The organism is Rhodococcus koreensis (assembly GCF_017068375.1).
Lineage (GTDB): Bacteria > Actinomycetota > Actinomycetes > Mycobacteriales > Mycobacteriaceae > Rhodococcus_F > Rhodococcus_F koreensis.
In genome coordinates, this window is the sequence record NZ_CP070610.1 from 1,130,553 (window position 1) to 1,156,902 (window position 26,350).

A 26,350-nucleotide genomic window follows, 5' to 3' on the forward strand; every position below is an offset into this window, starting at 1 on the left:
GCTGAGTGCTACCTAGTGCTCGTAACGCTGGGCCGCCGGAATGGCTGGCAAAGGCACCGGCCGACATCGGTCCGGGCCGCGTGACTGGGGCGACCTTGACCGCCAGCGAGCCGACGACGCTGGCGAGCATCTGGCAGTCCTTCTCGGCCCTGCACGCCCGGTGCTCGCCCATCGACGGATGCGCCACCGGTGACGCGACCCTGCCCTACTCACTACCGAACCGACCATCGAAGAAGAAGGAAGATTGCCATGCGTGTTCACGCGTACGCCGCTCCCGCCGCGGGCCAGCCGCTGGTTCCCACGACCATCGAGCGCCGCGACGTCGGCTCCCACGACGTCCTTATCGAGATTCAGTACGCCGGGATCTGTCACTCCGACATCCATACCGTCAACGGCGACTGGGGCGCGCAACCGTTCCCGGTCGTGCCCGGCCATGAGATCGTCGGCGTCGTCGCCGAGGTCGGCACCGATGTCACACGCCACAAGGTGGGTGACCGTGTCGGCGTCGGCTGCATGGTCAACTCCTGCGGCCAGTGCATCAACTGCCGCAACGGCGACGAGCAGTACTGCAGTGACGGCCACGTCCCGACCTACGCCGGCGTAGACCGTGACGGAACCACCACCCAGGGCGGCTACTCCACCCACGTCGTCGTCGATGCCGACTACGTCCTCTCCGTGCCGCAGAGCCTGGACCCGGCCGCCGCAGCTCCCCTTCTGTGCGCCGGCATCACCACCTACGCCCCGCTGCGCCGCTGGGGTGCCGGTCCCGGGAAGAAGGTCGCCATCGTCGGCCTCGGCGGGCTCGGGCACATGGCCGTCAAGATCGCCCACGCCCTCGGCGCCGAGGTCACCGTGCTGTCCCAGTCGCTGAAGAAGCAGGAGGACGGACTCCGCCTCGGCGCCGACGCGTACTACGCAACCTCCGACCGCACCACCTTCAAGCAGCTCGCCGGCCGGTTCGACCTCATCGTCAACACCGTCAGCGCCGCCATCAACCTCAATGCCTACCTCGGACTCCTCGCCGTCGACGGCACCCTGGTCAACGTCGGCGTCCCCGCCGAGCCGCTCAGCCTCAGAGTGATGTCGCTGATCGGCGGACGCCGCAACTTCGCCGGATCGCTGATCGGCGGCATCGCCCTGACCCAGGAAATGCTCGACTTCTGCGCCGAACACGGCATCGGATCCGAAATCGAGGTCATCCCCGCCGACCGGGTCAACGAGGCATACGAACGGGTCCTCGCCTCCGACGTCCGATACCGGTTCGTCATCGACACCGCCACCCTCAACTGACCCAACGTGAACGCCCGCCGGACAACGCGGGCGTTCACCCACACATCACACACCGTACGGAGGGAACCTCTTCTGTCCGCGGCGACACTGGTATCCGCACACGATCCTCGGGGCATGGCACGAACGTGGTGGCTGCATCGACCACCAACTGGGTCACGCCCGCGAGTTCCTCGCAGACAAGGACATTCGCGTGGGCCGACGGGAACCCGACATGGTTTGCCAATCGTCGACTTGGGCGCTGTCGTGCCGATCCCGACGGGTCGAGCCGGGCGCACCTCGGCCTCGTCGGAACCCGGTCTGGCATGTCCCCGATAGTCGGATCACGTCGTTCTAGAGTGACGATTGTGTGAGTTTCAGTCGATCTCGCACCCGTCCACCGGTTGGTGGGTGTGGGTGCAGTGGGGGGCAGCGTACGCCCCGCAAGCGGGAGGGACTCCCAGGCCGGCGTCAGGTAGCCCAGCGACGAGCGCCGGTGCCGATGATTATGGTCGTCCTTGAAGTCCTCGACCACCACCCGAGCTTCGAGCAGGCTCGTCCAGTGGTTCCGGTTCAGGCATTCCTTCCGCAGATTATTGAACGATTCGATGTGCCCGCTGTTCCACGGCGTCCCGGGCGGAATGTACGAAATTCCTACCCGAGCCCTGCAGAACTGCTGCAGCACAGTCGAAACAACTCCGGTCCATTGTCCATCCGCGCACCTGCGGCGGTCCGCCCCACACCGCGAAAGCCTTGTCCAGCTCGTCGGTCAACCGCTGCGCCGTGATCGAACGCTCCACGATGTTCAGCAGCGACTGCCCCGTGTGCTCGTCGATCATCGAGGCGATCTTGATCGCCTTTCCCGTCGATGGTGGAGGCGAACTGGAAATCCACAGCCCACACCGCATGCGGGGTGTCGGCTTCGATCTGCGGGCACGCAGCTGACACCGGACCGTGTGCCTGAGGCGCGAACCCGAAGGCCTTCTTCCTTCCACTGCCGGTGGACCTTCTTCTCGTTCACCACAGCGCGTTGATCGTGCCTCAGGTGCGACGAAAACCATGTAACGGATGCGTGTGGGCGTATTCGCGCAGCGTCGCTCTCGAAGCGGCATCGGCGTCTGCTGGTGTCTGAGCGAGGTGTTCGGGCGTAGGTGGATCGGGCGAGCCCAACCGCACTGCACGCCAATCGCTTCGACATGCTCATCGTGGAGTATGGCGACAGCGCGGCGCTTGGCGGCTGGGCTCAGAATTTTCCCTTCGCTACCTCCCGCAGCGGGTCCTTCTTCAGCTCTGTCTCGGCGAGCAGCCGCTCGAGCTTGTTGTTCTGCTCGCGCAGCTCCTCGAGTTCCTTCGCTGCGTCGGTGTCCATCCCGCCGTACTGGCGGCGCATGTTGTACGGCGTCGCTGCCGACACCTCGAGCTCCGCGGCGATCTCCTCCTGCGTGTTACCTGCAGCAGGAGCTCGTCGGCACGGCGGCTTGCGCACGATGTCCACTGCGGAGTTCCGCTTCCGTCCAGCCATGTTCTCCATCGTCCTATCCGCCAAGTTCACGGGCACAAAGACTCTCAAACAGGGTGGGCCCGCTCACCGGGGACACGCCAGGTCCGTCGCGCGGCGATGAGGGGCCGACAACCCCTTCCGTTGATAGAGAGCGCTTGCTATAGTTCGATTATGACAACTTCCTCCCTGCCCCGAATCCGTCAAGCCGTACTTGCTGCCCACGACCGCGAAGCTGCCGTCAAGGCGCTGCGGGCTCAGCTCCCACTCGGTGACCCCTTCAACGATCCCGAGGTCGCACAGTTCGGAATTACCAACGCGGTCATGCCGCTCGGTGACACGTTCATCGAGGTGATCTCGCCGTCCGAGGAGGGGTCCGCCACCGGCCGCCATCTCGAGCGCCTCGGCGGTGACGGCTTCTACATGGTCATGTTCCAGGTCGACGACATCGCCGCCGCCCGCACGCGAATCGACCAGCTCGGCTTGCGCACCGTCTACGACCTGGAACGCGACGGGGACCACGACATTCATCTCCACCCCGGCGACTTGCCGGGCGCGATCGTGGCGATCGACTCGATGAAGCTGCCGGAGTCGTGGCGCTGGGCCGGCCCGAAATGGATCGCAACGGCACCGGCCGAGCTCGGTCCGGGCCGCGTGACCGGAGCGACCTTGACCGCCCGCGAGCCCGCTGCGCTGGCGAAGACATGGGCAACCGCCCTCGGTGTGGATGCCGATGGTGACCGGATCGCGCTCGACGGCGGCGAGCTCCGCTTCGTCCCGGGCGAGCGCGACGGTATCGCCGCCTTCCACATCGCCGGAGTAACTGCCGACGCCTCGATCGGCGACTTCCACTTCGTGTACGTGTGAACCCGGACACGGCCGGGCCGGCAGCGACATCGGGTCGCGCCGGCACGGCCACGTCGGGTGCATGGCCCGAATGATCGGACTACCCGGCGGCAACGGGCCCGATGGCGCAGCGGACCGGTCGGGACTCGCCGCCATCGACCCCGCGCGCGACAAGAGCGCGGATCTCGTCGTCGATCTCTCGCCGCAGTCGGCGGATCACCGCGAGGCGTCGTCGTGTCCCTCCTTGGAGATCAGGTAGAGCAACTCCTCTTTCGACTTGTGGTGCACGTAGAGCGCCGCCGGGCTCATGCCGGACGCCGAAGCGATGTCACGGGGCGTGGTTCCGTGAAAACCCTTCTCGGCGAACGCGGTGACCGCGGCCTCGAGCAAGCGGGCGCGCGACGTTTCGGCGCGGGAGGGAGCTGTCCCGGCTGCCTCCGCAACGTATCCCGCTGGAAAAGCTCAACGTCAACGGCGGCGCAATCGCCGTCGGCCACCCGTTCGGTATGACCGGAGCCCGCATCGCCACCACGCTCATCAATTCCCTGCAGTGGCACGACAAGCGCTTCGGTGTCGAGTCCCTGTGTGTCGGTGGCGGTATGGGCATGGCCATGGTCATCGAACGTCTGAAGTGAGAGGAAACTGACATGAACAAGCGTTTCGAGGGTAAGACCGCGCTCGTCACCGGAGCGAGCCGTGGTATCGGGCTCGCCATCGCCGATCGGCTGGTCGCCGACGGCGCCCGCGTCGTCATCACGGCGCGCAAGAAAGAGGCACTGGACGAGGCCGTGACCCACCTCGGCGGTCCGGACGTCGCGCTCGCCGTCGCGGGCCGCGCCGACGACGCGGACCACCAGGGCGACGCGGTGCGGCAGGCGGTCGAGACCTTCGGCAGCATCGACTTCCTGGTCAACAACACCGGGATCAACCCCGTCTACGGTTCGCTCGTCGACCTCGACCTGGCGGCTGCCCGGAAGATCGTCGAGGTCAACTGCATCGCCGCGGTTTCCTGGGTCCAGCAGGTGCACAAGGCCTGGATGAAGGACCACGGCGGTGCGATCGTCAACGTGTCGTCGCTCTCCAGCATTCGTACGTCGCCCGGGATCGGATTCTATGGCGCCAGCAAGGCCATGCTGAACTCGCTCACCGAATTGATGGCAGTTGAACTCGGGCCGGACATCCGGATCAACGGCGTCGCTCCGGGCGTGGTGAAGACTCGCTTCGCCACCAAGCTGTACGAGGGCCGCGAGGACGCGGTCACCGAGGGGTACCCGCTCAAGCGACTCGGCGTGCCCGAAGACATCGGCAGCGCCGTCGCCTTCCTGCTCTCCGGTGACGCCGCCTGGCTCACCGGGCAGACCGTCGTGATCGATGGCGGTCTCAGTCTCGCGAGTGTCGGTGAGTAAGCCGGCCCGAGGAGTCGATGCGGTCCTCTTCGATTACGGCGGCGTACTCACCGGTCCGGTGCGGGACTCGATTGCGGCCTGGCTGGCCGCGGACGGAATCGAGCCCGAGTCGTTCTCACGTACGTTGCGCGCCTGCATGTCCCGCGATGCCGCAGACGGCACGCCGGTCCATCGGCTGGAGACCGGTGTGCTCCCGGTCGCGGCTTTCGAGGCGCTGCTCGCGGCAGAACTGCAGACCACAGACGGGCGCGTAGTCACGCCGGACGGGATGCTCAGCCGGCTCTTCGCGGGCATGCAGGCCGACTCGGCGATGTTCGAATTGGTCGAAACCCTGCGCGAAGCCGGTCTCGAGGTCGGCCTTCTCTCCAACAGTTGGGGCAACACCTACCCGCGCGCACGGATCGACGAACTGTTCGATCCGGTCGTGATTTCCTGCGAGGTGGGACTGCGCAAACCCCACGCCGCCATCTACGAACTGGCCCTCGACGAACTCGGCGTACCCGCCGACCGGGTGCTCTTCATCGATGACGCCGAGCCCAACCTGGTCGGTGCGCGAGCAGCCGGCCTCCAATCCTTGCTGCACATCGACCACGCGTCGACGCGCGCCGCCCTGGCCGAACTGGTGCCAAGCCTCAATCCCCACCCCACAGGAGTGCCCGCATGACCACACCCACCACGACCCGGACCGCCATCGTGACCGGAGCGGCCCGCGGCATCGGAGCCGGTGTCGCACAGCGCCTCGCCGCCGACGGCCTCGCCGTTGCCGTCCTCGACCTCGACGAGACCGCCTGTAAAACCGTTGTGGCGGAAATCGAGACGGCCGGGGGCCGGGCACTTGCGGTCGGCGTCGACGTCGCCGACGAGGCGGCGGTGCAGGCCGGGGTCGAGCGGGTCGCCGACGAGCTGGGCGAACCGACCGTCCTGGTCAACAACGCCGGCATCATCCGCGACAACTTCCTGTTCAAGATGACCGCGACCGAGTGGGACTCGGTGATCAGCGTGCATCTGCGTGGCGCTTTCCTCATGACCCGTGCCGTGCAGGGTTACATGACCAAGGCGAACTGGGGCCGCGTGGTCAACCTGTCCAGCACCTCCGCACTCGGCAACCGCGGGCAGGTCAACTACGCCGCAGCGAAGGCGGGGATCCAGGGCTTCACCAAGACGGTGGCCCTCGAGCTCGGCAAGTTCGGCGTGACCGCGAATGCCATCGCGCCAGGGTTCATCGAGACCGAGATGACCAAGGCCACCGCGGAGCGGATGGGCCTGTCGTTCGACGACTTCAGAGCGTTCGCGGTGAAGGAGATCCCCGTCGGGCGCGGCGGCTTACCGGCCGACATCGCGCACGCGGTGTCGTTCTTCGCCAGCGAGGGCGCCGGTTTCGTCTCCGGTCAGGTGCTCTACATCGCGGGAGGGCCGAAAGCATGAAGGTCTTCAACGGCGTCCTCGCACTGGTGGCACCGTGATGGCGACCGCACAGACGCCCCTCGGCCTCGATCTCGACGTCCTCGGCGCGTGGTTCGCGTCCGAGATCCCGGGCTCCGGCAGCGAGCTGCGGGCGACCCTGATCGCCGGTGGGAGGTCGAATCTGACCTACATCGTGACCGACGGCCGGCAGGAGTGGATCGTCCGTCGGCCACCGCTCGGTCATGTGCTCGCGACCGCACACGACATGAACCGCGAGTACCGGGTCATGTCGGCGCTCCAGAACACCGGGGTACCGGTCCCACGGACCTTCGCGTTGTGCACCGATCCTGCGGTGCTCGGCGCGGATTTCTATGTCATGGAGCGGTGCGCCGGTACGCCGTACCGGACCGCGTCCGAGCTCGAACTGCTCGGCCCCGAGCGGACCCGCACGATTTCCGAACGCCTGGTGGACTCGCTCGCCGCGCTGCACGCGGTCGAGCCGGCGTCGGTCGGTCTCGGTGACTTCGGCCGCCCTGAGGGTTTCCTCGGTCGCCAGGTTGCCCGCTGGAAGAAACAGCTCGACGCGTCCTACATCCGTGACCTGCCCGCCGCCGACGAGCTCTATCGCAGACTCGCGGAGACGGTGCCGGCCGAGTCCGCCGCCGGCATTGTGCACGGGGATTTCCGGCTCGACAACGTCCTGGTCGACGACGCCGACCAGGTGGTCGCCGTCCTCGACTGGGAGATGGCCACGCTCGGTGACCCGCTGACAGATCTGGCGTTGATGCTCGTCTACTTCCGACTCGATGCAGACGCCGACAGCGACTCGGCGGGCAATGTGTCGACTGCGCCCGGGTTCCTCGACGAGCGTGCGGTGATCGAGCGGTACTCGCGCGGCAGCGACCGCGACCTCTCCGGGTTCGGCTTCTACCTCGGCCTCGCGGCCTTCAAGCTCGCCGCGATCCTCGAGGGCATCCACTACCGCCACCTCCATGGCCAGACCGTCGGCGACGGCTTCGACCGGATCGGCGAATCGGTCCACCTGCTGCTCGACGCAGGCCTCAACGCACTGAAGGAAAACACCTGATGGAATTCGAATACGACGGACGTACGCGAGAGCTGCGTGAGAACCTGCTCGATTTCATGGACACCCACATCGAACCCGCCGAGGCGGTCTTCCACGGACAGCTGGACGGTCTCGACAACAAGTGGGCGTGGGATTCGGTCCCCGTTCTCAAGGAATTGCGGGACGCGGCCCGAGCCCGTGGGTTGTGGAACCTCTTCCTGCCCGGCGCGGACGGCGCGGGTCTGACGAACCTGCAGTATGCCCCGCTCGCGGAGATCTCCGGTCGGGGCTTGCAACTCGCGCCTGCGGTGATGAACTGTTCGGCGCCGGACACCGGCAATATGGAGGTGCTCCACATGTTCGGCACGGCCGAGCAGAAGGAGCGCTGGTTGCGGCCGCTCATGGACGGCGACATCCGGTCGAGTTTCGCGATGACCGAACCGAACGTCGCCTCCTCCGATGCCACCAACGTCGGTACGTCGATCGTCCGTGATGGTGACGAATATGTCATCAACGGGAGCAAGTGGTGGATCACCGGGGCCATGAACCCGAATGCGCGGATCTTCATCGTGATGGGAAAGACCGACCCGACGGCGCCCCGGCATCAACAGCAGTCGATGCTGTTGGTCGAGCGGGACACCCCGGGCTTCGAGATCCTTCGCGGGATGCACGTCATGGGTTACGACGACCACGAACACGGCGGCCACGCCGAACTCTCCTTCACCGATGTCCGCGTCCCGGCGACGAACCTGATCGGCGGCGAAGGCCAGGGGTTCGCCGTTGCGCAGGCGCGGCTGGGCCCCGGCCGGATCCACCACTGCATGCGGTCGATCGGCATCGCCGAGCGCGCCATCGAGCTCATGTGCGAGCGCGCCGAGGGACGCGTCGCTTTCGGCAAGCCGCTCTCGGACCAGGGCGTGATCCGGGACTGGATCGCCGAATCCCGGGTACGCATCGAGCAATTGCGCCTTCTGGTTCTCAAGACCGCCTGGCTGATGGACACCGTCGGCAACAAGGGCGCGCACACCGAGATCCAGGCGATCAAGATCGCCACCCCGACCACCGTGCAGTGGATCCTCGACAAGGCGATCCAGGTGCACGGCGCCGGCGGGCTCTCGCAGGACTTCCCTCTGGCCGCCATGTACGCAAGCATCCGCACGCTGCGGTTCGCCGACGGGCCCGACGAGGTCCACAAGAACGCCTTGGCGAAGAGCGAAATCCGGCGCCAGTCGGCGAGCCGAGAGGCACGGTCATAGTCGGCATGCGGCAGCAAGTGGAAGAGTTCCTCGCCGAGCACGACCCAGCCGCGGAGGAACCACTGGACTTGCTGCGGTCCCGGTCCGACGCCGCGCTCGTCGGCCTCGTCGACCTCACGGTGGGGGAGACGCGATGATCGTCGGAGTGCTGAAGGAGGCGCGTGCCGGGGAGACTCGGGTCGCGGCAACGCCGACCACTGTCGCCGCGCTGCAGAAGCTCGGCTACCAGGTGGTGGTCGAGCCCGGTGCCGGCGAACCTGCCGGTTTCGCCGACGGCGCCTACGCCGGGGCGGGCGCCGAGCTGAGGGATCCGCTCGCGGCCGACGTGGTCATCGGGGTGAACCCACCGACGCTCGCGCAGCGGGACCGGTTGCAGCCGGGAGCCACGCTGATCGCGATGCTCAACCCGCGGCTGGACGACGAAATCGTCGCGGACCTGGCGCAGCGCCCGATCACGGCGCTGTCGATGGACGCCGTGCCGCGGATCTCACGCGCACAGTCGATGGACGTGCTGTCCTCGATGGCGAACGTCGCGGGCTACCGCGCCGTGGTGGAGGCCGCCCACGAGTTCGGCCGGATGTTCACCGGGCAGGTCACCGCGGCAGGCAAGATTCCGCCCGCGCGGGTCTTCGTCGTCGGAGCGGGCGTCGCCGGACTCGCCGCGATCGGTGCGGCGTCCGCCATGGGCGCGATCGTGCGTGCTTTCGACGTGCGCCCCGAGGTGGCCGAGCAGGTCGCGTCGATGGGCGCGGAGTTCGTCGAGATCGACTTCGAGGCCGAGGTCAGCGCCGACGGTTACGCCAAGGAGATGACCGTCGAGCAGGAGATCGCCACCGCGGCGATGTACGACGAGGAGGCGCGTGCGGCAGACATCGTCATCACCACCGCGCTGATCCCGGGTCGCCCCGCCCCGAAATTGATCACCGAGGAGACCATCGCCGCCATGCGCAACGGCTCGGTGATCGTCGACATGGCTGCGGCCAACGGCGGCAACGTCGCGTTGACGAAGACCGATGAGCGCGTCGTCACCGACAACGGCGTGAGGATCCTCGGCTACACCGATTTGGCAGGCCGGCTCGCCGCCCAGGCGTCACAGTTGTACGGCACCAACATCGTCAACCTGCTCAAGCTGCTCACGCCCGATAAGGACGGGGAGCTCGTCCTCGACTTCGATGACGTCGTGCAGCGTGGCATCACCGTCGTGCGGGACGGCGAGTCGACCTGGCCGCCGCCGCCCGTGCAGGTCTCGGCCTCACCCCGCACGCCCGCCGCGGCAACTGTCCCCGCCGCCGAACCGAAGGCGCCGATGAGCTCGGGCAAGCGGCTCGGCGTCGTCGCGGCCGCGGCTGCGGTCCTGTTCCTGCTGATCGGCGTCGCACCGGCGCAGCTCCAGCTGAACCTGACTGTGTTCGCGCTGGCCATCGTGATCGGCTACTACGTGATCGGGCACGTGCACCACGCGCTGCACACCCCGCTCATGTCGGTGACCAACGCGATCTCCGGGATCATCGTCGTCGGCGCTCTGCTGCAGATCGGCAAGGGTGATACCGCGATCACGGTGATCTCGTTCGTAGCAGTCCTGCTGGCCTGCATCAACATCTTCGGCGGGTTCGCGGTCACGCGTCGCATGCTCGCCATGTTTTCTAGGAGCTGACCGGCATGGACATATCTTCTGCATCCGTGGCGGCCTTTCTCGTCGCCGCCCTCCTCTTCGTGCTTACGCTCGCGGGGCTCGCTCGGCACGAGTCCGCCAAGCTCGGCAACTATTTCGGCACCCTCGGCATGGCGGTCGCGCTGGTCGCGACCACCGCGCTGGCCTTCGATGGCGGTGTCGACGGCCTCGGTGCCGTCCTGCTCGTGGTCGCGGTCATCCTCGGCGCCACCATCGGCATCACGTTGGCCCGCAGGGTCGAGATGACGGGCATGCCGGAGCTGATCGCGCTGTTGCACAGTTTCGTCGGCCTGGCCGCCGTGCTCGTCGGCTGGAACGGCTACCTGCACGTCGAGAACCACCCCGGCGGCCACGAGTCGGCGGTGCTCGAGGCCGCCGGACTGCTCGGCATCCACAGTGCCGAGGTCTTCATCGGCGTGTTCATCGGCGCGGTCACCTTCACGGGCTCGATCGTCGCCTACCTCAAGCTTTCGGCGAGGATCAAGTCGGCGCCGCTGGTATTGCCGGGCAAGAATGTGATCAACCTCGGCGCGCTCGTGGTCTTCGCGGCCCTGACCGTGCGGTTCGTCATCGACCCGCAGCTGTGGCTTCTGATCGTGATCACGCTCCTCGCGCTTGCCCTGGGCTGGCACCTGGTCGCGTCCATCGGCGGCGGCGACATGCCGGTCGTCGTCTCGATGCTCAACAGCTACTCCGGCTGGGCGGCAGCGGCTTCCGGCTTCCTGCTCAACAACAACCTGCTGATCATCGTCGGCGCACTGGTCGGCTCCTCCGGTGCCTACCTGTCCTACATCATGTGCAAGGCGATGAACCGTTCCTTCATCTCGGTGATCGCCGGCGGGTTCGGCGTGGTGGCCGGACCGGCGGACGACGTCGACTACGGCGAGCACCGCGAGATCCAGGCGGACGCCGTGGCGGAGCTGCTCGCCGGCGCGAAGTCGGTCGTGATCACCCCGGGCTACGGCATGGCGGTCGCGCAGGCGCAGTACCCGGTCGCCGATCTCACCGCGAAGTTGCGGGCGAGGGGTGTCGATGTGCGCTTCGGCATCCACCCGGTCGCCGGGCGCCTACCCGGCCACATGAACGTACTGCTCGCCGAGGCGAAGGTGCCTTACGACATCGTCCTGGAGATGGACGAAATCAACGACGACTTCCCCGACACCGACGTCGTTCTCGTCATCGGCGCCAACGACACCGTCAACCCGTCCGCGGCCGAGGACCCGTCGTCACCCATCGCCGGGATGCCGGTGCTCGAGGTGTGGAATGCCAACGATGTCATCGTGTTCAAGCGCTCGATGGCCGCCGGTTACGCCGGGGTGCAGAACCCCCTGTTCTTCCGCGACAACAGCCAGATGCTGTTCGGTGATGCGAAGCAGCGGGTCGACGACATCCTCAGCGTGTTGTGACCTTCGGGGACGTGTGACGCCGCCGAACCGATCGGGTGAATGGGGGCCCTGCAATGGGCGCTCACGCTCGAGTCCATCAGCTGCATCGGGACGTTTGTGTCGGGCGGACTCGGAGTTCCGTTCGGCGTCGATCACGTCGATGGCGGTGGCCGGCCACGATCATCCGAGGGTTGAGGTTCTCTACGAGGTCCACGGTCTCGAGCTAGTCCTGCCACGCCTTGGGCGTCGCCAGGCCGAGCATCTGGTGGATCTCGTTGTAGATGGCGTCACCGGCCACCACGACATCGATCGCCGGGATGTGCACGATCGTGGTCGGGTGGATGTCGGCCTGCTTGACCTCGATGATCTTCAGTGGTGAACCGTCGACGTACAACGTGTCACCCTCGATCGGGTCGGGGAGCGCATCGCTGAAGACGCAGGCGTCGCCGAACAGCATCGCCCACTGCTGTCGGTGTTCCTCCATGTTTTCCATCAGGGCCTCGACGACATGGGGCAGCGCGACACACTTCGCATCCGGGAACCGGTCCATGGGGGAGAGTAGTCTCTATCACAGGCTGGGCAAGGGTGCGGGGTGACTGCCCGATCCGTCAGCCGGAGCGCCCGGGGCGGTCCGGCCCCATACGGCAACGGGCCCCGCACGTGCGGCTGACACATTCGATATGTGATATAGCGCTCTCTTTACTGTGTGAGATAGTGCTCGCTCGCTAAGATGGTGGCATGACAGCAACGAAAATCTCCCCGCGAGATCGCCTCCTGAAGGCCGCGGATGATCTCTTCTTCAAGGAGGGCATCCGCGCTGTGGGGATCAACCGCATCCTGGACGAGGCGCAGACGCCGATCATGACGCTCTACCGCCACTTCGGCTCGAAGGATGGGCTGGCCGCGGCATACCTCGAGCATCGCGGCGAGCGTAATGCCGAGGAGGTCGCCAGCGAGCTCGCGCGACGTGCGTCCTCGCCGCGGGAGAAGATGCTGGCGACCTTCGACATCATCGTCGAAGGGCTCGAAAAGGGAGAGTTCCGGGGCTGTCCCTTCATCAACGCGACCGTCGAGATGGCGTCACCGGACCATGAGGTCACGAAGATCGCGCGCCGCTACAAGGATGCGGGACGGCAAATGTTCGCCGAATTCGCGGCCGAGGCCGGGGTGCCTGATCCGGCGGGACTCGCTATCCAGCTGACGGTGCTGCTGGACGGTGCGGCCGCGGCCGCGGCCCTGTATCAAGATTCCTCGGGCGCCACGTACGCCCGTTCGGCTGCCGAGGCCCTGATCGACGCCGCGCTGGCGGCCGCCTCGACCGGCGACGACGTACGCGACTCTGCGGTAGCGGACTGATCCGAAGCAGGAGGTAGTCGCCGGGCGCTTCGGACTGTCCCGTACCGGCGCGTCTGGAGCGGGGCACGTCGCCCTCGCGGCGTACGGCCCCGGTCGGGCAGGGATGTTTGCAGGCCTGCCACGACGGGTTGGGTCCGTGCTGGACAATCGATCCGGCACCGACGGCGACGACGAGCGAGCCATAGATTACGGTCGGCGCACGGTTCCGACGCGGCGCGAGCATCGCGGCGACCTCTCCTCGTGCCCGCGCCTTGCTGGGGGAACGAAGTGAGGCCGCCGCGATTATAGACACTGATCTCAGACTGGTGCCGGGACCACCTTCTGCGCCAGGTGTTCGAGGAACCAGTCGCGTGCCGCGCCCGACGAGAGCTCGAAGGGGTGACCGGTGTATGCGTCGAAGTGGCCGCCGGGGATCGTGACGAGGCGTTTGGGTTCTGCCGCGGTCTCGTAGGCTTCTTTTGCCCACTCGGCCGGCGTCACAACGTTGTCGTCTTCGGCAACCACCATCAGTAGCGGGGTAGGAGCGACGAACTTGAGGAACTGGCCTGCCTCGTAGTTCAGCTCCAACGAGCGCATCGTCACCTCGTTGCGCCACGCGGTCCCCTCGTAGGCAGAGAAGAACTCGTAGGCATCGGGCGTCGGCAGGGCTGCCGGCTGCGTCGGGTCCGCGGTGACCACCGGAATCATCGCCGGTGCCTCTCCTCGGGCTCGCGCCAGGCGATCGGCGGCCTGCCCGTCCCATGCCGCCTGCCAGAACTCCTCGGGCACGTTCGCCTCGAATGTGCGCCGCATAGAGACCCCAGGCACCTGACCGCATACGGCTTTCACGCGGCGGTCGATCGCCGCGACCACGAACGCGTTGCCGCCCGCGTAGCTGGAACCCCACACGCCGATCCGCGAGGCGTCGACCTCGGGCCGGCCCTGCGCGTAGGTGATCGCGTGCTGGCAGTCGTGGATCTGATCCCACGGGTCGATCTCCTGCCGCGGCTTGCCCGGTGCCGTGCCCGAGGCACCGAACCCCCGGTGGTCATAGACCACGCAGGCGAACCCCGCGGCGGTGAACGCCTCGGCGAAGGGTTCGAGACCCATCTCCTTGGTACACGAAAATCCGTGCGTCAAGATGATGCAGGGCACTTCGCGGGACGCGTCGTCAGGCTTGTAGAACCAGCCGCGCAGCGTCACGCCTTCAGCGTCGAACTCGATATCTTCACGCATCGGCTTCTCCCTCAGTAACTGTCATGTGGATTGCTTGGTCAGAACCGGGGTGCGTGCCGCGGCACGCACCCCGGTTCTTGGTCAGGTTTGGTGGGTGAGACGCGGCCTGTTTCAGGCAGTCGCGACCCGCGGGTCGTTGTTCAGTTCTTTGGCGTCGTAGGGCGAGCTCCGGTTCTCCTCGAACCAGCGCCGCTCAGCGGCCGACTCCGGGGGCGGCCGGCCATCCAGTACCGTCAGTCGGCGGAGAAGCAGCGCATCATGCTGCGCTAGGAGCCACTCATATCCCCGTATAGCGTGCGGGGCGTCGTTCGAACGATGCAATGCCTTCTGCGGCGTCCAGCTGACCGCATGATCTCCGATCGGCATCGCGCTTGCTCTTCGAATGCGGCAGTTGCTCCTTCGTAGACGGCGCGGCGTCCAACGGCCAAGGTGCTGCGCACCCCCAGCGGTGCCGAAGATGCGATCACCGTGGCCAGTACAGCGGCACGGTCCCGTGCGGCACCTCGAGGAACGACCTCCTGCACTAATCCGATCCGCCATGCTTCGCGCGCGTCGAGAAGATCGCCGGTGAGCAAGTACCGCTGGGCGTTGCCCCATCCGACGCGAAGCGGCCACCGTACCGAGCCGCCACCGAAGGCGAAGATTCCGCGTTGCGCTTCGGGTTGCCCCAGCTTCGTAGCTTGTTCCGCCACGATGAGTCGCCGGCGAGCGCCAGTTCCAAACCCGAACCAACACAGGCCCCGTGGGCGGCTACGACCAACGGCTTGGACAATGTCGGTCCAGCCAACTGGAAGGGATCCATTCGATCACTGCTGGCGTCAGCGATGTCCACGGTGTCTTTGATTTCATTGCGGTCAGCGCCCGCGCAGAACGCCTTTCCGTGCCCGAACAAGTCGGCGCATCGCAGCGCGTCGCTCGACTCGTAATATGAGTACACCTCACCCAGGCGTGCTCACAGACCCGGTGTCAGCGCATTCCGTTTAGCCGGCCGGTCGATGCCGATGAGTAGGACGCCCCCGTCCTTCTCCACGGTGATTGCGCCGTCGCCGGCATCAAGGGGCCGCTCTGCGTGCGCAGTGCTCATCGTGGATGCGTCCATGACGCGTTGGCCGGACCCGTCCGCAGCGACCGGCGCCGTGGTCACCGAACGGTTTCTGCCTCTGAGCTATTCGCGTTGCGCAGCTCGAAGACATTGAAGGCGGAGAACCACAGAGTCCAAACTTGGCCGTGGTACGGGAACTTCTCCATCATGATTGCAATCAGATCCTCGGCGTCCTTCGCAACCTCGTACGCGGCTGCGAATTGCTGGATGTAGGCGCGGGTCTGCGCGATCATCGTCTCGACCGCGTAATCGTCGCCGTCGGGCCGGCGGTGGCCGGCCACGATCATCCGAGGGTTGAGCTTCTCTACGAGGTCCACGGTCTCGAGCCACTCCTGCCACTCGTCGGGCGTCGACAGGCCCAGCATCTGGTGGATCTCGTTGTAGATGGCGTCACCGGCCACGACAGCATCGATCGCCGGGATGTGGACGATCGTGGTCGGGCTGGTATCGGCCTGCTTGACCTCGATGATCTTCAGTGGGGAGCCGTCGACGTAGAACGTGTCGTCCTCGATCGGTTCGGGAAGCGCGCCGTCGGCGACGCTGGAGTCGCCGAACATCGATTCCCATAGCTCGGCATTCTCGACCCTGGACTCCTTGATCGCCTCGATGACATGCGGCAGCGCAACGCACTTCGCCTCGGGGAACCGCTCCTTCAAGGGACCAATACCGAGATAGTGATCAGGGTGCCCATGCGTGACGTAAATCGTGGTGAGGGTCTTGCCTGTGCGCTCGATGAGGTCGCCGAGGTCTCGGACGTCGTCCTTGAGGTACTGGGCGTCGATGAGAACTGCTTCGGTCGGGCCGCTGACGATGGTGGAGGTGGCGGGCGGAAAGGTCCCGGTCTCTATTCCGGGAAACATAGGCGGGATCTCGGGCCAGCGACCGGCGTACACCGTTGCGCGGATCGGGGGCACGGCTGGCGTCGATTCCGAACTTGCGTCCGGCGATTTAGCGTCAATATCCACGAGATTCCTCCAGGTTGCGGGTTGGGCGGCGCTCTACCGAGTCAGGCCGCCGGGCATCTCATACCACGAGAGAGAATACTCGCTACCATAATGCGGCGCAAGGGTCGGGCTGGGCCGAACCGATCGGCAGCCGCGTACGTTGAGGGCGCCGCATGCCACCAAGCCAACGGCCGTAGTCAGATACCTTGCGCCGGCAGTACTCGAGCACCTCGGGATGTCGAGGATCAAGAACGTTTCCTCTTCGATCGCCGCTAGCGCAATCCGCGACATCTCGGGGTTGCAAGACCTTTCCGGCTTACCCACCACCTTCGCCCCGAGCTGCGACGCCTCGTCCGATGCACCGAGTGCCCTGTTGTGGATGTCGGTATTGACCCCCCATCGGGCAAATGCAGCTCACCCGTACGCCCCGGTCTCCGTAGATGACCGACAGCCACTCGCTGAAGCCGACGGCAGCATGCTCGGTAGGATGGATCTCGTTATAGATCGCGTCGCCGGCCACAACAGCGGCGATGGCCGTATGTGCACGATCGTAGTAGGACTGATGTCGGCTTGTTCCACCCCGATGATCTTCAGTGGTGACCCGTCGACGAAGAAGGTGTCACCGTCGAACGGTCGGGAAGTGCGGCACCTGTCACGCTCGTGTCGCCGAACATCTGTGCCCACTGTTCGGCGTGGTTGTCGCGACCTCCTGCAACGCCTGACGTCTCGTCCGAGTCTCTTTATTGCCTCCACGATGTGCGACAGCCCAATGCATTTCCCTTCGGGAAACCGTTCCATCAGAGGACCGATCCCGAGGCTGAAATGACCATGGCATGCGCGCCGGAGAAGCTCGTACCCCATAAGCCTATTCGTGATGTTGCGTCACAGTGCCCGTCGGACGGAATGGTGACAAGTCACCGAAGGTGGAGCGGCAGAATGAAACTGCCCTTCTCAGGTTGGAAGTCACCACCGGCACGACTCGTTCGTCGACGGGTGTTCGTGCGTTCAGCGTCGCCCCCCTCGTGCCGGGCACGTCTATGTCGAGTAGAGGTCGTCGATCTGAGCGGCGTACCTTGTCGCGACATTCCTGCGTTTGATCTTCATCGTGGGTGTGAGCACGTCACTTCCGGGCAGCCAGTAATCCTCGACCACCGCGAACTTCTTGATCTGCTCCACCCTGGAAAGTTGAGAGTTTGCAAGATCGACCCCGGCTGCAACCTCGGCGATAACGGCGGGATCGCTTGCCGATCTCCCGGCAGCTGCGTCGGGGTCGATGGTGATCAACGCGACGTTGTACAGCCGTCCGTCACCGATACAGGCGACCTGCCCGATCAACGGGCTGCTCGACCGCAACCGTGACTCGATATTCGCCGGGGACATGTTCTTACCGGCCGCATTGATGATGATCTCCTTCTTGCGATCGACGATTCGCACGTAGCCGTCCTCGTCGATCGTCCCGATGTCACCGGTATGGAGCCACCCGTCTTTATCGATCGCCTCGGCGGTCTGGTCGGGCTTGTTGCGGTAGCCACGCATGACTGTCGCCCCACGGACGAGCAGCTCCCCGTCCTCGGCGACTTTCACCTCGATTCCGGGCAGGGGTAGCCCCACCGTGCCCTCCCGGATGGCGTCGCGCGGACTGATGGTTATGGCAAGCGACGTTTCGCTCATGCCCCACACTTCGCAGATGGGAATACCGATTGCCGAGAAGAAGTCGAACACGTCGCGGGGAGTCGGGGCCGATCCAGACAGGACCCAGTCTATTTTCTCCAAGCCCAGCATTCGACGAAACCTGTCACCGATCAGCGCGGCCGCGACCGATGCCTGTATGTCGAAGATATTGCCGAGAGAACGGTTGTCGCGTGCGGCCTGTGCCTTCTTGATCCCGATGTCGATGGCCCAGCGCAGCAGTGCGCGCCGTGCCCAGTTGGGGTCGGCCTTGAGCTGAGCCTCCACTTTGGCCTTGGCCTTCTCCCAGATACGGGGCACCGGCTGGAACACCGTCGGACGCAGCTGCTCCACGACGTCCAGTATCTCGCCGCCGACCGGATGTGGCGTGACTGTGAATCCCCAGATCATCAGAGCGCAATAGTGCGCACCCCACCGATCACCGATGTGCGCGGAGGGAAGGAAGGAGACGAAGCGACCGCCCGGTGTGGTGGGCATTGCTTCTTGAAGCGCGCGAACTTGACTCATCAGGTTGTGGTGAGTGAGTTCTACACCCTTGGGTGGGCCTGTGGTGCCTGAGGTGTAGATGAGTGTCAGGAGGTCATCAGGACCGACCGCCGACCACGCTGCGTCGAAATCGAAGTCCGGGTCGCCCTGAGCTTCCACGTCCTCGAGGCTGAGCGTCCCCTCCGGTGCGCCGTCGACCACGACGATCGTGTCGAGCGGAGTGCCACCATCGCGCACGGCCACGAGACGGTCGACGAACGCTCGCTCGGTGATCACAACCCGGTTTCCGGCATCACTGAACAGATACTCGATCTGATTGGGTGCCGAGGTGTTGTAGATCGAGAACGGCAGGGCACCGAGGTGCATCGCGGCCAGGTCGACAATATGGAATTCCGGCCGATTCGTGAGCATGATTGCCACGGTGTCCCCAGGGCGAACACCCAGCGCCGCCAAGCCGGCCGCCAGGCGACGGACTCGCTCCGAAAGTGCGGCGAACGTCAGTGAGACGCCTCCGTCGACAGTGCGAAGAGCGACTTGGTCGGCCCGCGCAGCGGCAGTGATCTGGAACGCCTCGCAGAGGGTCGTGGCCTGTAGCGCCCGAGTAAACGCCTCGCCGGGATCGTTGGCGACTTCGAGTACGTGCATGTGTGATTTCTGCCTCTCCATGTGATCACCTTTACAGTAGAGAACGATCCCTATCATTTCAATGCCGACTGTGTCATGACCCCGCCAGCGCAAACGTCCGGGCTACCGACCACGCGATGTCCGACGAGCGGTCCGAGTCGAGCCTGCGCGGAGCCGGGAAAGTCATGATCGGTCCAACTTTCGCCTCACACTCGAACATCGGCCACGACCAATCAAGCGCACCCAGACTTACGGGCAGGTCGGCATCCTTGGTGGTCTCGAACGTGAGCAGTTGCCTACCGGTGGACGGGTTGAAGGGGACGTAGGGCATTGGTTTTCGCCTTCCGAGCTGCTCGAACGGACCGAGGGCCCGGGTCTCTGGGTGGCACAGAGACCCGGGCCGGGATTACGGAGCGTTGGTCAGACTGTGGGTCGCTAGGTATTCAGCCCCTGGGATCGACCAACCCCACGATCTGGCCATCCGCGTTAAGACCGACCGTTTCGGTCCAGTCGTACGGGGATGATTTGTTGTCCTTCATCCACCGCTTCTCCGCCGGTGAGCGGAACGGCGGCGGGGTGAGCCCGTCGACCCTCCACAGCTCGGCCGGCATCTCCCCGATGCTTATTTCCCAATCGTGTCCCCGGCCGTCGAGCCAAGGCCTGATGGTCTCGGTCAGCATGTCCATGATGAACTCCTGCATCACCTTGCCGTCTATCGCTCGTGCGATGTGTTCCACCTGGATGCGAACAAAGTTGCCGTCGGCCTCGCCACCCCTGAACGCGTTCCTTTTCTCCACCTCGTAGAAGAACACGTCGCAGTAGAAGGCCGGCATTTCTGCCGCGTAGCGAGCTGTAATGGCCTTCGCGAAGTCCTCCTTGTCCTGGTCGGTGTAGGCCCCAACGGGGTGGTGGATTCTCCAAAACGGCATGACTATTTCTCCTTTTGATTGTGAAACGAGTGCTCACCCTTGTGGTGGCCACGCCCAGATCGGACGAAACCTTGTAATTCAGGATGCCGACCGCGCTCGCCGCGACATCGCAAGACGCTGGGCATCTTGTCGAGGGCCTCATGCACCGATGTAGTTGCCGTCGCAGCGCTCGGGTTGTTGTCCTGCCGCCACCGCCTCTCCGCCGGCGAGCGGAACGGTGGCGGGGAGAACCCGTCGATCTTCCACAGATCGGCCGGCAACTCGCTGATGATCATTTCCCAGCCGTAGTCCCGCTCCGTACCCGCTTATTGACAGGACCGCAGCGGGGGAGGCCCTAGATGTCAGACCGATGCCGGGGCGACCTTCTGCGCCAGGTGTTCGAGGAACCAGTCGCGTGCCGCGCCCGACGAGAGCTCGAAGGGGTGACCGGTGTATGCGTCGAAGTGGCCGCCGGGGATCGTGACGAGGCGTTTGGGTTCTGCCGCGGTCTCGTAGGCTTCTTTTGCCCACTCGGCCGGCGTCACAACGTTGTCGTCTTCGGCAACCACCATCAGTAGCGGGGTAGGAGCGACGAACTTGAGGAACTGGCCTGCCTCGTAGTTCAGCTCCAACGAGCGCATCGTCACCTCGTTGCGCCACGCGGTCCCCTCGTAGGCAGAGAAGAACTCGTAGGCATCGGGCGTCGGCAGGGCTGCCGGCTGCGTCGGGTCCGCGGTGACCACCGGAATCATCGCCGGTGCCTCTCCTCGGGCTCGCGCCAGGCGATCGGCGGCCTGCCCGTCCCATGCCGCCTGCCAGAACTCCTCGGGCACGTTCGCCTCGAATGTGCGCCGCATAGAGACCCCAGGCACCTGACCGCATACGGCTTTCACGCGGCGGTCGATCGCCGCGACCACGAACGCGTTGCCGCCCGCGTAGCTGGAACCCCACACGCCGATCCGCGAGGCGTCGACCTCGGGCCGGCCCTGCGCGTAGGTGATCGCGTGCTGGCAGTCGTGGATCTGATCCCACGGGTCGATCTCCTGCCGCGGCTTGCCCGGTGCCGTGCCCGAGGCACCGAACCCCCGGTGGTCATAGACCACGCAGGCGAACCCCGCGGCGGTGAACGCCTCGGCGAAGGGTTCGAGACCCATCTCCTTGGTACACGAAAATCCGTGCGTCAAGATGATGCAGGGCACTTCGCGGGACGCGTCGTCAGGCTTGTAGAACCAGCCGCGCAGCGTCACGCCTTCAGCGTCGAACTCGATATCTTCACGCATCGGCTTCTCCCTCAGTAACTGTCATGTGGATTGCTTGGTCAGAACCGGGGTACGTGCCGCGGCACGCACCCCGGTTCTTGGTCAGGTTTGGTGGGTGAGACGCGGCCTGTTTCAGGCAGTCGCGACCCGCGGGTCGTTGTTCAGTTCTTTGGCGTCGTAGGGCGAGCTCCGGTTCTCCTCGAACCAGCGCCGCTCAGCGGCCGACTCCGGGGGCGGCGGCGTCATGCCGTCGATTTTCCAGGTCTCGAACGGCGCCGTCTCGATGTGGAACTCCACCTCGTATCCACGGTCCTCGATGTACGGCTTGAGCACCTCGCTGACCGACCCGAAGTAGTTCGCAAGGATTTCCTCAACGGAGATCCCCATGAGCGCCGCGGCCCCCTCGTTGGTGCGGGCGATGTGGACGACCTCAACCTGGACGAACTTCTGATGGGACTTGCCGCCGACGAAGAAGGAGTCCGCGTCGATCTCGTGGAAGACCACCGTGGTGTAGAACCGCGGCAGCTCGAAACCGAGGGTCCCCTTCGCCCGAGGGCCGGAGTAGATATCGGAGATCCGTTGGGCGAGATCGCTCTTTTCTTCGGATGTGAACGCATTCTTCGGGGTGAACAGCTGCCAGAGCGGCATGGGGGTGCTCCTTCTACTTGATGGGCGGGTAAATGCAAAACGGCATATCGCCGGCGCGTCTGAAACGCTCGGCGGGAATGAATTCGTCTCGCGGATTCCGCCATGGTGCGCTTGTGCTGAGCTGATGATCGGGGGCCGGTCAGCTCCCTGCAGCACGCTCTCAACGGTAGAGTGAGCAATCTCTCTTGTCAATGGTGTGCGTTGACTTCATCACACAAAGCCGGTGTCACTACCCGCAGGGTGCAGGGGAGTCCGGTGCTGGCGGAGGAAATCGTCACACCCCCGACCGGCCCGCGCATCCTGGTACGGACCGAAAGGAATTGCGGCACTGATGTTCCAGTGGACGGTGTCGGGTACGTTCGCCGGCAAGGGGCCAGCCTCGATTCTGCCCGAACTTGTGGCGATCCTGCGGTTCCACGAACTCGCATCGATAACGACACCGCCGCGCTGCGGTGAGACACCTCGGCGGCCACCAGCGACCGCCGTGGCCGCCGTGGCCGCCGAATGCAGGAAGCCTCAGCGCGAGGGCGTTTGGTGCACAGAGTCGAGCGAACTGCGGAAAAGCAATGTGCCGGTGTCGAATTGGCTGGCCGAAGGACGCGGCGTCGAGATTCTTCGGGACCGACCGGTGTCCACGACGACGGCAACCCGCCGGGATCGCCTGGGCCATGGGCGCTGCAGTCGTTTCTGACGAACTACTTTCACCCACAGGAGAAGCTGATCTCCAACGCCTGGGTCGGGACGCCACAGCTCCCCCACGGCGAAGCACGCTCCCCCTCGAGCGTCGCTCGTCCGATGGTTATTTTGCGTAGAGTTCTTCGATCTGTGGGGCGTACTTGGTGGCGACGTTTCTGCGTTTGATCTTCATGGTGGGGGTGAGTTCGTCGCTTCCGGGCATCCATTGCTCGTCAACTACCTTGAACTTTTTGAGCTATTGGACGCGTGAATGGTGACTGTGGCGATTTCCACACCGGCGGCAATTTCTGCCCTCTCGCGATCACGGCAGCAACGCGCCGCTGCAAGTGCTCAAGCCGTACCCTAATGTGACCGCGGCCTCTGCGTGCCGTGTAGAAGTGGGTGGACGTGGCGCGGCGACTGTCACAGGCCGCCATGCCTCACATGGTCAGACGCCAGCTCTGCAGAGGTGATCCGCGATGCGCAATCCATTGCACCACAACCGAGTTGTTGTGTAGACGAGCACTTCGAAGTCGACTTTCTCGTTGAGCACGAAGGTGGAGAACGCAATCCGGCTCGTCATACCAGAAAGCGTGCGCGAGGCCATCACGGGATCGAGTTCGGGATCGGCGAGACCTCGCTGCTGGAGATCCTTGATCCCAGAAGCGTTGCGCTCGACGAAGACCTGGCTGCGAGACTGTCGTAATTCCCGGACATCTGGATCGATACTTGCCACCTGCTCGAGCAGCTGCATGAGCTTTGCGTTACGGCGGTAACTCTCGAAGTAGGCACGATTGCTCGCCTCGATTATCGCGGACGGGTCATCGATCTCATCGACGTGTTCCATCCCGGGGTCGAGCATCTCGTTTTTCGTTGCTTCCATGACGGCGGCGAAAATCTCCTCCTTGTCATTGAAGTACGTGTAGAAAGTCCCGATGGAACAGTCGGCCTCGGCAGTGATATCGGTGAGCCGTGCGGCGAGGTAGCCGTCGCGCTCGAACACGACGCGCGCGGCGTTGACAAGGACTCCGCGGGTGCGGATGCCCCGGCGTGTTAGCGGTGGCCTACGAGCAGTGCATTCGGTCACAGGCACCCTCTCCCTTTTCATGGTTGGCCAGATGGCGCCCAGTGCATCTCATGCATGCCGAGAGAGCAATGGGTCTGATCACTGCGGTCAAGCGCGCCGTCGCCTCAACACCCGCCTTCCTGCCAAGCGCACGGGACATGATGAAGGTGTCTGTCAATCCATGGATTGAACTTTTTGTGACCGAGGGTGATCGGCAGTCGCGGGTTGCCGCCCGGTTCGGAACGACCACGCTAAACCTTTGAGATTTAGTTATTAACGCGGCTACGACGTGTTCGATGTACTTGCTCGCGATGTTCCCATCGTATCGACGAGAACTCTGTGGTCGGCACCGAGCTTGCGCGGGGTCGAGCGGATTTAAACAGCAGACCGCCGACCTCGGGCGGTTGCCCACCGCACCGCTCTCACTGTCGTGCACAAACAAGTCTAGATTCGACTCTCATTGGTCACTGCTTCCCGACGGATGCTAAGAAGCCAGCGGAGACGACTTTATGCTCGACTCTCGCTCTGGGGCCAGTTGATCCACGGCCCCAGGTTCCCATTCTTATTTTGCGTAGAGTTCTTCGATCTGTGGGGCGTACTTGGTGGCGACGTTTCTGCGTTTGATCTTCATGGTGGGGGTGAGTTCGTCGCTGCCGGGTAGCCAGTATTCGTCGATGATTGTGAACTTCTTGATCTGTTCGACGCGGGAGAGGTGGCTGTTGGCGAGTTCCACACCGGCCGCGACCTCGGCGATGGTGGTGGGGTCGTCTGCTGCTTTCCCGGCGGCGCCGTCGGGGTCGAGCGTGATCAGGGCGACGTTGTACGGCTTGCCGTCGCCGATGCACGCTGCCTGGCCGATCAGGGGGCTCGAGGATCTGAGCCAGGTCTCGATGTTCGCGGGCGACATGTTCTTACCGGCCGCGTTGATGATGATGTCTTTCTTGCGGTCCACCAGCCGAACGTAGCCGTCGTCGTCGATCGTCCCGATGTCGCCGGTGTGCAGCCACCCCTCGGAATCGATGGCCTCGGCGGTCTGTTCGGGCTTGTTGCGGTAGCCCTTCATGACGGTCTGGCTGCGCACGAGGAGCTCTCCGTCGGGAGCGAGCTTGACCTCGAGTCCGGGGATCGGTACTCCGACCGTGCCCACCCGGTTGCGGTCCGTCGGGTTGACGGTCATGACGCATGAGGTCTCGCTCATGGCCCACAGTTCGCAGATCTGGATTCCGATGGCTGCGAAGAATTCGAACACGTCGCGCGGCGTGGGTGCGGATCCGGTGAGGAACCATTCGGACTGGTCCAGCCCGAGCTTGCGGCGGATCCTCGAGCCGACGAGCGTGTCGGCGATTTTCGCCTGCAGGTCGAGTAACGGGCGGGCGGCCCGGCCATCCTGCTCGGCGCGGGCTTTCTTGATCCCAGTATCGATGGCCCAGCGCGTCAGCGTGCGGCGCGCTACGTTGGGGTCGGCGTCGATTTCCGCCTCCACGGCCGCCTTCGCCTTCTCCCACATGCGCGGTACCAGTAGGAACGCCGTCGGGTGAATCCGCTGCACGATCTCCATCACCTTGCGCGCGTCCGCGCACGTCGTGACCGTGAAGCCCCACACTGCCAGGGGTGAATAGTGTCCGCTCCACCGGTCGCCGATGTGCGCGCCGGGCAGGAACGAGATGGTGCGGCCACCCGGCGTGACGGGCAATATCTGCTGTAGAGCGCGGATCTTGGTCATCATGTTGTGGTGGGTGAGCTCCACGCCCTTGGGCGGACCCGTGGTGCCGGAGGTGTAGATCAGGGTGAGGAGGTCGTCGGGGCCGACCACCGACCAGGTCGCCTCGAAGTCGAATTGCGGGTCGCCGCCGGTCTCCACCTCCTCGAGGCTGAGTGTGCCGTCCGGTGCGCCGTCGACGACGATGATGTGATCGATCGGTGTGCCGCCGTCCCGGACGGCGGTCAGGCGGTCGACGAACGCACGCTCGGTGATGACGATGCGGTTGCCGGCGTCGGCGAAGAGGTACTCGATCTGATCGCGCGCCGAGGTGTTGTAGATCGAGAATGCAATGGCGCCGAGGTGCATGGCAGCGAGGTCCACGATGTGGAACTCCGGCCGGTTGGTGAGCATGATGCCCAACGTGTCCCCGCGTTTGAGGCCGAGGGCCGCGAGACCGGCCGCGACCCGACGCACCCGCTCGGCGAGATTGCCGTAAGTCATCGAGACACTGCCTTCGGCGGTGCGCACGGCAACCTGGTCGGCGTAGGCGGCCGCGGTGATCTGGAACGCCTCGCACAGCGTGTGCGCGTGCAGCGCGCGTTCGAATGCCTCACCGGTAGGTGTGTTGGCGGTGCTGGTTGCCTGCATGTGTGATGTCTGCCTCTCGCTTATTGCCACGGCCGTTACGATAGAGAGCGATCACTACCGCGTCAATACCGTGAGTGGTAGGGGGAGTGAGGGCACCGTGGGCGCTCTTCCTTCGCGGTCGAGAGCAGGGCCGTACCGGACGAAGTCGTGCGGGAAGGGTGGTGCGCGCCCGGCGCGGACCGGGTGTGCTCACATGTCGAGAATCGGAGGTTCACCGGTGAGTCATCAG

The 26,350-nt window shown here is 64.9% G+C and carries 26 protein-coding genes and 6 pseudogenes; 14 read left to right on the forward strand and 18 right to left on the reverse strand.

The window, feature by feature from the left end; translation table 11 throughout:
• Window positions 1–249 precede the first annotated feature (249 nt).
• Window positions 250–1,290, forward strand: a complete 1,041-nt coding sequence (locus JWS14_RS46080; RefSeq protein WP_206016843.1) for an NAD(P)-dependent alcohol dehydrogenase — start codon at window positions 250–252, stop codon at window positions 1,288–1,290.
• 34 nt (window positions 1,291–1,324) lie between these two features.
• Here the strand turns inward: JWS14_RS46080 and JWS14_RS52065 are convergent, their stop codons facing one another.
• Window positions 1,325–1,951, reverse strand: a complete 627-nt coding sequence (locus tag JWS14_RS52065) for an integrase core domain-containing protein (RefSeq protein WP_206016844.1) — start codon at window positions 1,949–1,951, stop codon at window positions 1,325–1,327.
• 68 nt (window positions 1,952–2,019) lie between these two features.
• Between JWS14_RS52065 and JWS14_RS46090 the strand changes: the two genes are divergently transcribed.
• Window positions 2,020–2,211 (forward strand): hypothetical protein, encoded by a 192-nt coding sequence (locus JWS14_RS46090; protein WP_206016845.1) that lies wholly within the window; start codon window positions 2,020–2,022, stop codon window positions 2,209–2,211.
• A gap of 298 nt (window positions 2,212–2,509) precedes the next feature.
• On the opposite strand, the gene JWS14_RS46095 is transcribed toward JWS14_RS46090, so the two are convergent.
• A complete protein-coding gene (locus JWS14_RS46095) occupies window positions 2,510–2,788 on the reverse strand; it encodes a transposase (RefSeq protein WP_206016846.1) in 279 nt (92 codons plus the stop codon).
• A gap of 150 nt (window positions 2,789–2,938) precedes the next feature.
• Between JWS14_RS46095 and JWS14_RS46100 the strand changes: the two genes are divergently transcribed.
• Window positions 2,939–3,631: a VOC family protein gene (locus JWS14_RS46100; RefSeq protein ID WP_206016847.1), complete on the forward strand. Its 693-nt coding sequence runs from the start codon at window positions 2,939–2,941 to the stop codon at window positions 3,629–3,631.
• A 210-nt stretch (window positions 3,632–3,841) separates the two neighbouring features.
• Here the strand turns inward: JWS14_RS46100 and JWS14_RS46105 are convergent.
• A pseudogene (locus JWS14_RS46105) lies at window positions 3,842–4,000 on the reverse strand (helix-turn-helix domain-containing protein); the annotation flags it as partial.
• Between the two features lie 56 nt (window positions 4,001–4,056).
• On the opposite strand from JWS14_RS46105, the pseudogene JWS14_RS46110 reads away from it, so the two are divergent.
• The 9 genes and pseudogenes from JWS14_RS46110 to pntB form a co-directional block, all read left to right on the forward strand.
• Window positions 4,057–4,245, forward strand: a pseudogene (locus tag JWS14_RS46110) (acetyl-CoA acetyltransferase); the annotation flags it as partial.
• Between the two features lie 12 nt (window positions 4,246–4,257).
• Entirely contained in the window at window positions 4,258–5,016 is a 759-nt protein-coding gene (locus JWS14_RS46115; RefSeq protein ID WP_206016848.1) for an SDR family oxidoreductase, read from the forward strand.
• The gene (locus JWS14_RS46120; RefSeq protein ID WP_206016849.1) at window positions 4,982–5,680 is read left to right on the forward strand and encodes an HAD family hydrolase; all 699 of its coding nucleotides are present in this window, start codon (window positions 4,982–4,984) and stop codon (window positions 5,678–5,680) included. Before JWS14_RS46115 ends, JWS14_RS46120 begins: the two co-directional genes overlap by 35 nt.
• Window positions 5,677–6,441 (forward strand): SDR family oxidoreductase, encoded by a 765-nt coding sequence (locus JWS14_RS46125; protein WP_206016850.1) that lies wholly within the window; start codon window positions 5,677–5,679, stop codon window positions 6,439–6,441. Before JWS14_RS46120 ends, JWS14_RS46125 begins: the two co-directional genes overlap by 4 nt.
• Window positions 6,442–6,478: 37 nt before the next feature.
• Window positions 6,479–7,507, forward strand: a complete 1,029-nt coding sequence (locus JWS14_RS46130) for a phosphotransferase family protein (RefSeq protein WP_206016851.1) — start codon at window positions 6,479–6,481, stop codon at window positions 7,505–7,507.
• On the forward strand, window positions 7,507–8,742 hold the full coding sequence (locus JWS14_RS46135) for an acyl-CoA dehydrogenase family protein (RefSeq protein ID WP_206016852.1): 1,236 nt from the start codon (window positions 7,507–7,509) through the stop codon (window positions 8,740–8,742). Before JWS14_RS46130 ends, JWS14_RS46135 begins: the two co-directional genes overlap by 1 nt.
• A gap of 5 nt (window positions 8,743–8,747) precedes the next feature.
• On the forward strand, window positions 8,748–8,879 hold the full coding sequence (locus JWS14_RS51345) for a hypothetical protein (protein WP_259376155.1): 132 nt from the start codon (window positions 8,748–8,750) through the stop codon (window positions 8,877–8,879).
• Window positions 8,876–10,396 (forward strand): Re/Si-specific NAD(P)(+) transhydrogenase subunit alpha, encoded by a 1,521-nt coding sequence (locus JWS14_RS46140; protein ID WP_206016853.1) that lies wholly within the window; start codon window positions 8,876–8,878, stop codon window positions 10,394–10,396. The genes JWS14_RS51345 and JWS14_RS46140 overlap by 4 nt, the downstream gene beginning before the upstream one ends.
• Before the next feature lie 5 nt (window positions 10,397–10,401).
• Window positions 10,402–11,820, forward strand: a complete 1,419-nt coding sequence (gene pntB, locus JWS14_RS46145) for a Re/Si-specific NAD(P)(+) transhydrogenase subunit beta (protein WP_206016854.1) — start codon at window positions 10,402–10,404, stop codon at window positions 11,818–11,820.
• A gap of 142 nt (window positions 11,821–11,962) precedes the next feature.
• Here pntB and JWS14_RS46150 read toward each other — a convergent pair.
• A pseudogene (locus JWS14_RS46150) lies at window positions 11,963–12,349 on the reverse strand (MBL fold metallo-hydrolase); the annotation flags it as partial.
• Window positions 12,350–12,537: 188 nt separating this feature from the next.
• Here JWS14_RS46150 and JWS14_RS46155 point away from each other — a divergent pair.
• Complete coding sequence (locus tag JWS14_RS46155; protein ID WP_206016855.1) at window positions 12,538–13,155, forward strand: TetR/AcrR family transcriptional regulator; 618 nt, start codon at window positions 12,538–12,540, stop codon at window positions 13,153–13,155.
• A 297-nt stretch (window positions 13,156–13,452) separates the two neighbouring features.
• Here the strand turns inward: JWS14_RS46155 and JWS14_RS46160 are convergent, their stop codons facing one another.
• The 12 genes and pseudogenes from JWS14_RS46160 to JWS14_RS46205 all read right to left on the reverse strand — a co-directional run bounded on the left by JWS14_RS46160 (window position 13,453) and on the right by JWS14_RS46205 (window position 22,030).
• Entirely contained in the window at window positions 13,453–14,370 is a 918-nt protein-coding gene (locus JWS14_RS46160) for an alpha/beta hydrolase (RefSeq protein ID WP_206016856.1), read from the reverse strand.
• A gap of 266 nt (window positions 14,371–14,636) precedes the next feature.
• Window positions 14,637–15,062 carry an enoyl-CoA hydratase-related protein gene (locus tag JWS14_RS52070; protein WP_206016857.1) on the reverse strand — a complete coding sequence of 142 codons (426 nt, stop codon included), beginning with the start codon at window positions 15,060–15,062 and terminating at the stop codon, window positions 14,637–14,639.
• Window positions 15,063–15,079: 17 nt separating this feature from the next.
• Window positions 15,080–15,307: pseudogene (locus JWS14_RS52075) on the reverse strand (enoyl-CoA hydratase-related protein); the annotation flags it as partial.
• 15 nt (window positions 15,308–15,322) lie between these two features.
• Window positions 15,323–15,514, reverse strand: coding sequence for a hypothetical protein (locus tag JWS14_RS46170; protein ID WP_206016858.1), 192 nt, complete (start codon window positions 15,512–15,514; stop codon window positions 15,323–15,325).
• Window positions 15,511–16,332, reverse strand: a complete 822-nt coding sequence (locus JWS14_RS46175) for an MBL fold metallo-hydrolase (protein ID WP_206016859.1) — start codon at window positions 16,330–16,332, stop codon at window positions 15,511–15,513. The genes JWS14_RS46170 and JWS14_RS46175 overlap by 4 nt, the downstream gene beginning before the upstream one ends.
• Window positions 16,333–16,799: 467 nt before the next feature.
• A pseudogene (locus JWS14_RS52080) lies at window positions 16,800–17,247 on the reverse strand (MBL fold metallo-hydrolase); the annotation flags it as partial.
• A gap of 204 nt (window positions 17,248–17,451) precedes the next feature.
• Window positions 17,452–19,236 (reverse strand): AMP-dependent synthetase/ligase, encoded by a 1,785-nt coding sequence (locus JWS14_RS46180; RefSeq protein ID WP_206016981.1) that lies wholly within the window; start codon window positions 19,234–19,236, stop codon window positions 17,452–17,454.
• Between the two features lie 73 nt (window positions 19,237–19,309).
• Window positions 19,310–19,546 (reverse strand): hypothetical protein, encoded by a 237-nt coding sequence (locus JWS14_RS46185; protein WP_206016860.1) that lies wholly within the window; start codon window positions 19,544–19,546, stop codon window positions 19,310–19,312.
• Window positions 19,547–19,658: 112 nt separating this feature from the next.
• On the reverse strand, window positions 19,659–20,144 hold the full coding sequence (locus JWS14_RS46190) for a tautomerase family protein (protein WP_206016861.1): 486 nt from the start codon (window positions 20,142–20,144) through the stop codon (window positions 19,659–19,661).
• 2 nt (window positions 20,145–20,146) lie between these two features.
• A pseudogene (locus JWS14_RS46195) lies at window positions 20,147–20,431 on the reverse strand (tautomerase family protein); the annotation flags it as partial.
• A 54-nt stretch (window positions 20,432–20,485) separates the two neighbouring features.
• Window positions 20,486–21,403 carry an alpha/beta hydrolase gene (locus JWS14_RS46200; RefSeq protein ID WP_206016863.1) on the reverse strand — a complete coding sequence of 306 codons (918 nt, stop codon included), beginning with the start codon at window positions 21,401–21,403 and terminating at the stop codon, window positions 20,486–20,488.
• Between the two features lie 111 nt (window positions 21,404–21,514).
• The gene (locus JWS14_RS46205; RefSeq protein ID WP_206016864.1) at window positions 21,515–22,030 is read right to left on the reverse strand and encodes a tautomerase family protein; all 516 of its coding nucleotides are present in this window, start codon (window positions 22,028–22,030) and stop codon (window positions 21,515–21,517) included.
• A 331-nt stretch (window positions 22,031–22,361) separates the two neighbouring features.
• Here JWS14_RS46205 and JWS14_RS46210 point away from each other — a divergent pair, with 331 nt between their 5' ends.
• Entirely contained in the window at window positions 22,362–22,721 is a 360-nt protein-coding gene (locus JWS14_RS46210) for a hypothetical protein (protein ID WP_206016865.1), read from the forward strand.
• 432 nt (window positions 22,722–23,153) lie between these two features.
• On the opposite strand, the gene JWS14_RS46215 is transcribed toward JWS14_RS46210, so the two are convergent.
• Window positions 23,154–23,813, reverse strand: coding sequence for a TetR/AcrR family transcriptional regulator (locus JWS14_RS46215; RefSeq protein ID WP_206016866.1), 660 nt, complete (start codon window positions 23,811–23,813; stop codon window positions 23,154–23,156).
• 520 nt (window positions 23,814–24,333) lie between these two features.
• Window positions 24,334–26,121 carry an AMP-dependent synthetase/ligase gene (locus JWS14_RS46220; protein ID WP_206016867.1) on the reverse strand — a complete coding sequence of 596 codons (1,788 nt, stop codon included), beginning with the start codon at window positions 26,119–26,121 and terminating at the stop codon, window positions 24,334–24,336.
• Window positions 26,122–26,350 lie beyond the last annotated feature (229 nt).

Bases quoted from the DNA above. Each gene is read 5' to 3' on its own strand.
- JWS14_RS46080 (WP_206016843.1), top strand. From the start codon at position 250: ATGCGTGTTCACGCGTACGCCGCTCCCGCCGCGGGCCAGCCGCTGGTT.
- JWS14_RS46095 (WP_206016846.1), bottom strand. From the start codon at position 2,788: ATGGCTGGACGGAAGCGGAACTCCGCAGTGGACATCGTGCGCAAGCCG.
- JWS14_RS46100 (WP_206016847.1), top strand. From the start codon at position 2,939: ATGACAACTTCCTCCCTGCCCCGAATCCGTCAAGCCGTACTTGCTGCC.
- JWS14_RS46115 (WP_206016848.1), top strand. From the start codon at position 4,258: ATGAACAAGCGTTTCGAGGGTAAGACCGCGCTCGTCACCGGAGCGAGC.
- JWS14_RS46120 (WP_206016849.1), top strand. From the start codon at position 4,982: ATGGCGGTCTCAGTCTCGCGAGTGTCGGTGAGTAAGCCGGCCCGAGGA.
- JWS14_RS46125 (WP_206016850.1), top strand. From the start codon at position 5,677: ATGACCACACCCACCACGACCCGGACCGCCATCGTGACCGGAGCGGCC.
- JWS14_RS46130 (WP_206016851.1), top strand. From the start codon at position 6,479: ATGGCGACCGCACAGACGCCCCTCGGCCTCGATCTCGACGTCCTCGGC.
- JWS14_RS46135 (WP_206016852.1), top strand. From the start codon at position 7,507: ATGGAATTCGAATACGACGGACGTACGCGAGAGCTGCGTGAGAACCTG.
- JWS14_RS51345 (WP_259376155.1), top strand. From the start codon at position 8,748: ATGCGGCAGCAAGTGGAAGAGTTCCTCGCCGAGCACGACCCAGCCGCG.
- JWS14_RS46140 (WP_206016853.1), top strand. From the start codon at position 8,876: ATGATCGTCGGAGTGCTGAAGGAGGCGCGTGCCGGGGAGACTCGGGTC.
- pntB (WP_206016854.1), top strand. From the start codon at position 10,402: ATGGACATATCTTCTGCATCCGTGGCGGCCTTTCTCGTCGCCGCCCTC.
- JWS14_RS46155 (WP_206016855.1), top strand. From the start codon at position 12,538: ATGACAGCAACGAAAATCTCCCCGCGAGATCGCCTCCTGAAGGCCGCG.
- JWS14_RS46160 (WP_206016856.1), bottom strand. From the start codon at position 14,370: ATGCGTGAAGATATCGAGTTCGACGCTGAAGGCGTGACGCTGCGCGGC.
- JWS14_RS46175 (WP_206016859.1), bottom strand. From the start codon at position 16,332: ATGTTTCCCGGAATAGAGACCGGGACCTTTCCGCCCGCCACCTCCACC.
- JWS14_RS46180 (WP_206016981.1), bottom strand. From the start codon at position 19,236: ATGCACGTACTCGAAGTCGCCAACGATCCCGGCGAGGCGTTTACTCGG.
- JWS14_RS46185 (WP_206016860.1), bottom strand. From the start codon at position 19,546: ATGCCCTACGTCCCCTTCAACCCGTCCACCGGTAGGCAACTGCTCACG.
- JWS14_RS46190 (WP_206016861.1), bottom strand. From the start codon at position 20,144: ATGCCGTTTTGGAGAATCCACCACCCCGTTGGGGCCTACACCGACCAG.
- JWS14_RS46200 (WP_206016863.1), bottom strand. From the start codon at position 21,403: ATGCGTGAAGATATCGAGTTCGACGCTGAAGGCGTGACGCTGCGCGGC.
- JWS14_RS46205 (WP_206016864.1), bottom strand. From the start codon at position 22,030: ATGCCGCTCTGGCAGCTGTTCACCCCGAAGAATGCGTTCACATCCGAA.
- JWS14_RS46210 (WP_206016865.1), top strand. From the start codon at position 22,362: ATGTTCCAGTGGACGGTGTCGGGTACGTTCGCCGGCAAGGGGCCAGCC.
- JWS14_RS46215 (WP_206016866.1), bottom strand. From the start codon at position 23,813: ATGAAAAGGGAGAGGGTGCCTGTGACCGAATGCACTGCTCGTAGGCCA.
- JWS14_RS46220 (WP_206016867.1), bottom strand. From the start codon at position 26,121: ATGCAGGCAACCAGCACCGCCAACACACCTACCGGTGAGGCATTCGAA.